Raw genomic sequence first — 6248 nt, 5'->3', positions numbered from 1 at the left:
ACCCTCCCCTAGGCAGGGGAGAGCAAGGCTGACCCCGCTATTGGCTCCACGCTTGATCCCAATCTGACCCTCCTCGCCAGACAGGGGACGACGGTGCACCTCCCCCTTGTGAAGGGGGAGGCCGGGAGGGGGTTGCCTGTGTGGGCCAAGCGAGGGGCTTGTGTGCAATTTTGCTCTCAAGTTTGCACGCAAGCCCCTTGATATTTGAAAGGCCAACCCCATCTAGCTTGGGAATCTGTTCAACCCGACGTTTTGAGGACTGGTCGATGACCCAAAGTGTTCACGCCGAAACCCACGGCTTTCAGACTGAAGTCAAACAACTGCTGAGCCTGATGGCTCACAGCCTCTACTCCAACAAAGAAGTATTCCTGCGCGAGCTGATTTCCAACGCCTCCGATGCGGCGGACAAGCTGCGCTTCAAGGCGCTTTCCGATGCCTCTTTGTTCGAAAACGACGGCCAGTTGCGCGTGCGCCTGGTGGTGGACAAAGAGAACAAGACCCTGACCATTTCGGACAACGGCATCGGCATGACCCGTGACCAGGTGATCGAGCACCTGGGCACCATCGCCAAGTCCGGCACCGCCGAGTTCTTCAAGCACCTCTCCGGTGACCAGGGCAAGGATTCCCAGCTGATCGGCCAGTTCGGGGTGGGCTTCTACTCCGCCTTCATCGTGGCCGACAAGGTGACCGTGGTCTCCCGCGCCGCCGGCACCGCGCCGGAGCAGGGCGTGCAGTGGGAATCACAAGGGGAAGGCTCCTTCACCGTGGCTGACGTGACCAAAGCCGGTCGCGGCACCGACGTCATCCTGCACCTGCGCAGCGATGAAGAGGAGTTCCTGGACGACTGGCGTCTGCGCTCCGTGGTGAGCAAATACTCCGACCACATCAGTGTGCCGGTGGAAATGTACAAAGAGGGCACGCCGGATCGCGAAGAGGATGGTGAAACCATCGTCGGCACCCCGGGGGAGTGGGAGCAGGTCAACCGCGCCACCGCGCTCTGGACCCGCAACCCGAAGGACATCAAGGACGAGGAGTACCAAGAGTTCTACAAGCACGTCGCCCACGACTTCGAAGATCCGCTCCTGTGGGGTCACAACCGGGTGGAAGGGGCCCAGGAGTACACCAGCCTGCTCTACATCCCGGCCCGCGCGCCGTTCGATCTCTACAACCGCGAACAGAAGCACGGCCTGAAACTCTATGTGCAGCGCGTCTTCATCATGGACGACGCCGAGCAGTTCATGCCGACCTACCTGCGCTTCGTGAAAGGGGTGCTGGACTCCAACGATCTGCCGCTCAACGTCAGCCGTGAAATCCTGCAGGACAACAAGGTGACCGCCTCCCTGCGCAAGGCCTGCTCCAAGCGCGTGCTCACCATGCTCAACAAGCTGGCGAAAGAGGATGGCGAGAAGTACGCCAAGTTCTGGAGCGAGTTCGGCAATGTGCTCAAAGAGGGCCCGGCCGAGGATTACGCCAACCGGGAAGAGATCGCGAAGCTCTTGCGCTTTGCCAGCACCGCCGGTGAGGGCGAAGCCCAGACCGTGTCGCTCGAGGATTACGTTGGCCGCATGAAGGAAGGTCAGCAGAAGATTTACTACATCACCGCCGACTCTTATGCCGCTGCCAAGAACAGCCCGCACCTCGAGATCTTCCGCAAGAAGGGCGTCGAAGTGCTGCTGATGTGGGAGCGGGTGGACGAGTGGCTGATGAGCCACCTGACCGAGTTCGACGGCAAGCAGCTGGTCTCCGTCACCCGTGGCGAACTGGATCTCGGGGATCTGGAAGACGAAGCCTCCAAGCAGGCGCAGGAAGAGGCCGAAAAAGCCAACGCCGGTCTGGTGGAGCGGGTCAAGAAGAGCCTCGGGGAGGCGGTGAAAGAGGTGCGCGTCACCCACCGTCTGACCGACTCGCCGTCCTGCATCGTCACCGACGCCCACGGTATGAGCACCCAGATGATCAAGCTGATGCGCGCCGCCGGTCAGCCGGTGCCGGAGCAGAAGTACATCCTGGAGCTCAACCCCGACCATGCCCTGGTGAAGAAGCTCGGCACCATCGAGGATGAGAGCCTGTTTGGCGAGTGGGTCTCCCTCCTGCACGAGCAGGCCCAGCTGGCGGAGCAGGGTGGCCTCAATGATCCGGCGAGCTTCGTCTCCCGTATCAACCGTCTGCTACTCCAGGCGTGATGTGATTGTGATTGGCCCACTGCATGACAGTGGGCTTTTTTTTTGGCCGTTCCCCTCTGGTGCGTTGCTGCATTTTCAATCATTTTTAGTGGTCGTCGTCTGCGTCTTTGGTCGCAGAGACGGGGCGGGAGTGTGGTGATAATCTGGCCACTCACACGGGGCGAGCTTGTTAATACGGGCGAAAACGTGTAGTTTTTTGCCTTCTCAAGAATTGAATAACCAATCAACTAGGAGCGTGTATGCGCATTGTTCTGTTGGGAGCTCCGGGCGCCGGCAAGGGTACCCAGGCTCAGTTCATCATGGAAAAACACGGTATTCCGCAGATCTCCACCGGCGACATGCTGCGTGCGGCGATCAAGGCGGGTACCGAGCTGGGCCTCAAGGCCAAAGCCGTGATGGACGCAGGTCAGCTCGTCTCCGACGACATCATCATCGGCCTGGTCAAAGAACGCATCGCGCAACCGGATTGCGCCAACGGCTTCCTGCTGGACGGCTTCCCCCGCACCATTCCCCAGGCGCAAGCCATGAAGGATGCCGGTGTGACCGTGGACTTCGTGCTGGAATTCGACGTGCCGGACGAAGAGATCGTCAAGCGCATGAGCGGCCGCCGCGTGCACTCCGGCTCCGGCCGTACCTACCACGTGGTGTTCAACCCGCCGAAAGTGGAAGGCAAGGATGACGTGACCGGCGAGGATCTGGTGATCCGTGCCGACGACGAAGAGACCACAGTGCGCAAGCGTCTGGATGTCTACCATCAGCAGACCGCGCCGCTCATCGGTTTCTACGGCAAGGAAGCGGAAGCGGGCAACACCCGTTACGTCAAGATCGACGGCACCCAGCCGGTGGATCTGGTCAGCCAGCAACTGGCCGCCATTCTCGGTTAAGCCATTCAGGGCCGGCAGGACGCAGCCGTTCGCCGGCTGGCTACGAGAGTGAGAAAAGGGTCCATACCGGGCCCTTTCTTGCATTCCATTCCCACGACACAGAACGACAGGATGCTAACGTGACCACGAAAACCGGGATCTTGCTGGTCAATCTGGGTACCCCGGCCGCGCCGACCACGGCGGCGGTCAAGGCGTTTCTCAGCCAGTTTCTGCACGATCAGCGGGTCGTCGACCTGCCGCGCTACCTCTGGTGCCCCCTGCTTCACTTCATCATCCTGCCGACCCGCTCCCCCAAGGTGGCCAAGCTCTATCAGCAGGTATGGACCGAGCAGGGCTCCCCCCTGATGGTCATCAGCCAGCAGCAGCGCGCGGCCCTGGAGCACGAGCTCAAGCGGGAAGGGGTCGAGGTGCCGGTGGCGCTCGCCATGACCTATGGCGCCCCGTCGCTGGCCGATGGCTGGCAGGCCCTCAAGGCCCAGGGGGTCAACCGGGTGATCCTGCTGCCGCTCTATCCCCAGTATTCGGTCAGTACCACCGCCTCGGTGTTCGACGCCTGGGCCAGGGCGATGAAAACCGAGCGCAATCTGCCGGTGGTGCGGCTCATCCGCGATTACCATGCCCACCCGGAGTACATCCAGGCGCTGGCCATGAGCGTGCGTCGCCACTGGGAGCAGCACGGCCAGGGGGAGCATCTGCTGATGTCCTTCCACGGCATTCCCGAGCGCTACGAGCGGGAAGGGGATCCTTATGGTCATCAGTGCAGGCGCACCGCCGCCCTGCTGGCGGAGGCGCTGGGGCTGGCCCCGGAGCAGTGGACCGCGAGCTTCCAGTCCCGCTTTGGCAAGGAGGAGTGGCTCAAGCCCTACACGGACCTGACCGTGGGCGAATTGCCCTCTCGCGGCGTCAAGCGGCTCGATGTCATCTGCCCGGCCTTCTCGGCGGATTGCCTCGAGACCCTGGAGGAGATCCAGGTGCAGAACCGGGAGATCTTCATGGCCGCCGGTGGCGAGCAGTTTGAATACATCCCAGCCCTCAACAGCGATCAGGCCCATATCCGAATGATGGTTTCCCTCATCTGTCGCGAGCTGGCATGATGACCGTTCTCATCCGGTGCCCGACGTGGCGGACGTTCGGATTCAACGATAAAGGAGTGTCCTGATGATGCATATCACGCTGATTTACGCCGGCCTGCTCGGGCTCTTGTTTCTGCTGCTCTCCTTCTGGGTGGTCAAGCGCCGCGCCCAGTTCAGGGTGATGATAGGGGAGGGGGAAGCCCCCGAGATGCTGGCCGCGATCCGCGCCCACGGCAACTTTGCCGAGTACGTGCCCCTCACCCTGCTGCTGATGGCCCTGTGCGAACTGGCGGGGGTCGGGGCGCTCTGGTTGCACCTGGGCGGTGTGCTGCTGCTGGTGGGTCGCATCCTGCATGCCATCGGCATCCAGATCCCCAGGGCTCCCAACATGCCGCGCCTCTTCGGCACCCTCTTCTTCTGGCTGTCGCTGGGGATTTTCTCGGTGCTGGGCCTGGTGCAGGGGCTCTCGGCAAGCTGAATGTCATCCCGCAACACCACCCCGCCACGGGGTGGTTTTTTGTGGCAGACAAGTCAAACGTTTTCCTCGCAAACCCTTGTCTATACTGACCTCAAAATTCAATCGTGCGACTTTTCGGCGTGGTGGATTGTGTTAAAATCCCGCCCCTCTTTTCCCCAGAGCACAGAAGATTGCCATGAAATTTCCCGGTCAGCGCAAGTCCAAACACTACTTCCCGGTCGACAGACGTGATCCCCTGATCCCGCAGAACTCCCAGCTCACCGAACTGGGCAAGGCCTATGTAGTGGGCATCGATCAGACTCTGGTGGATATCGAAGCCCATGTGGACGAAGACTTCCTGAACCGGTACGGCCTGAGCAAGGGCCACTCCATGCTCATCTCCGACGAGGTGGCGGAGCTGGTCTACGACGAGCTCAAGGCCAACAACATGGTGGTGAGCGAATTTGCCGGCGGCACCATCGGCAACACCATGCACAACTACTCCGTGCTGGCGGACTCCCACTCCATCCTGCTTGGCGTCATGAGCCAGGACATCCGCATCGGCAGCTATGCCTACCGCTATCTGTGCAACACCTCCTCCCGGGTCAACCTCGACTACCTGCAGCCGGTGGACGGCCCGGTCGGGCGCTGCTTCACCTTCATCACCGAAGGGGGAGAGCGCAGCTTTGGCATCAACGCCGGCAAGATGGATCACCTGGATGTGGACCACATCCCCGAGACCATCATCAAGGAGGCCTCGGCCCTGGTGATCACCGCCTACCTGGTGCGCGGCGCCGACGGCACGCCCATGAAGGAGGCCGCCATGGCCGCGGTGCGCTATGCCCGCGAGGCCGGGGTGCCCGTGGTGCTGACCCTGGGCACCCGCTTCGTCATCGACGAGAATCCCCAGTGGTGGCGCGATTTCATCAGCGAGAACGTGACTGTGCTCGCCATGAACGAGGACGAGGCGGAGGCCCTGACCGGGATAAAGGATCCCCTCGGCGCGGCCGACAAGGCGCTGGACTGGGCGGACATGGTGCTCTGCACCGCAGGTCCGGTGGGGCTCTACATGGCGAGTTACACCGACGAGGACTACAAGCGCGAGACCACCCACACCCTGCTGCCCGGCGTCATCCCCGAGTTCAACATGTACGAGTTCAGCCGTCCCATGGCCCGGGACAAGTGCCGCAAGCCTGCGCGTATCTACTCCCACATCTCCCCCTACATGGGCGGCCCGGAGAAGATCAAGAACACCAACGGGGCAGGGGACGGGGCGCTGTCCGCCGTGCTGCACGACATGGTGGCGAACGCCTACCACCGCATGAACGTGCCGAACTCCGCCAAGCATCTCTCGGAATTCCTGACCTACTCCTCTCTGGCCCAGGTGTGCAAGTACGCCAACCGGGTGAGCTACGAGGTGCTGGCCCAGAGCAGCCCGCGCCTCTCCCGCGGGTTGCCGGAGAAGGAAGACAGCCTGGAAGAGGTGTACTGGGAGCGGTGATACCTCTTCCTGTCGACCACGAGAAAGGGTGCCACTGGGCACCCTTTCTTGTTTTTGGGGCTGGATCATGTTTTTGGCATCGCTTTTGCTGACATCGTGGACAGCCCGCGTCGCGGCGGCATACCTTGTGTTAAGGATATGTAGCTGCTGCGG

At 61.8% G+C, this 6248-nt stretch carries 5 protein-coding genes; all 5 read left to right on the top strand.

Going from position 1 to position 6248, the window contains the following annotated elements:
- Nucleotides 1-266 precede the first annotated feature (266 nt).
- The 5 genes from htpG (at nucleotide 267) to C3418_RS08875 (ending at nucleotide 6095) form a co-directional block, all read left to right on the top strand.
- Nucleotides 267-2180: a molecular chaperone HtpG gene (gene htpG, locus C3418_RS08895; RefSeq protein ID WP_052815088.1), complete on the top strand. Its 1914-nt coding sequence runs from the start codon at nucleotides 267-269 to the stop codon at nucleotides 2178-2180.
- Nucleotides 2181-2419: 239 nt separating this feature from the next.
- Entirely contained in the window at nucleotides 2420-3064 is a 645-nt protein-coding gene (gene adk / locus C3418_RS08890; RefSeq protein ID WP_010674422.1) for an adenylate kinase, read from the top strand.
- Nucleotides 3065-3183: 119 nt separating this feature from the next.
- The gene (hemH, locus tag C3418_RS08885) at nucleotides 3184-4158 is read left to right on the top strand and encodes a ferrochelatase (RefSeq protein WP_042017278.1); all 975 of its coding nucleotides are present in this window, start codon (nucleotides 3184-3186) and stop codon (nucleotides 4156-4158) included.
- Nucleotides 4159-4222: 64 nt separating this feature from the next.
- Nucleotides 4223-4615: an MAPEG family protein gene (locus C3418_RS08880; protein WP_052815270.1), complete on the top strand. Its 393-nt coding sequence runs from the start codon at nucleotides 4223-4225 to the stop codon at nucleotides 4613-4615.
- A 175-nt stretch (nucleotides 4616-4790) separates the two neighbouring features.
- Nucleotides 4791-6095 (top strand): inosine/guanosine kinase, encoded by a 1305-nt coding sequence (locus C3418_RS08875; protein WP_052815269.1) that lies wholly within the window; start codon nucleotides 4791-4793, stop codon nucleotides 6093-6095.
- Nucleotides 6096-6248: the final 153 nt, after the last annotated feature.

Origin of the sequence: Aeromonas sp. ASNIH8 (assembly GCF_002919855.1) — a bacterium.
Taxonomy (GTDB): Bacteria; Pseudomonadota; Gammaproteobacteria; order Enterobacterales; family Aeromonadaceae; genus Aeromonas; species Aeromonas caviae.
Note: the sequence above shows the minus strand (reverse complement) of the source record. Positions and strands in the feature narration are given on the sequence as shown.

Excerpts from the sequence above, each read along its gene's own strand:
- adk (WP_010674422.1), top strand. The coding sequence starts at position 2,420 with ATGCGCATTGTTCTGTTGGGAGCTCCGGGCGCCGGCAAGGGTACCCAG.
- C3418_RS08875 (WP_052815269.1), top strand. The coding sequence starts at position 4,791 with ATGAAATTTCCCGGTCAGCGCAAGTCCAAACACTACTTCCCGGTCGAC.
- htpG (WP_052815088.1), top strand. The coding sequence starts at position 267 with ATGACCCAAAGTGTTCACGCCGAAACCCACGGCTTTCAGACTGAAGTC.
- C3418_RS08880 (WP_052815270.1), top strand. The coding sequence starts at position 4,223 with ATGATGCATATCACGCTGATTTACGCCGGCCTGCTCGGGCTCTTGTTT.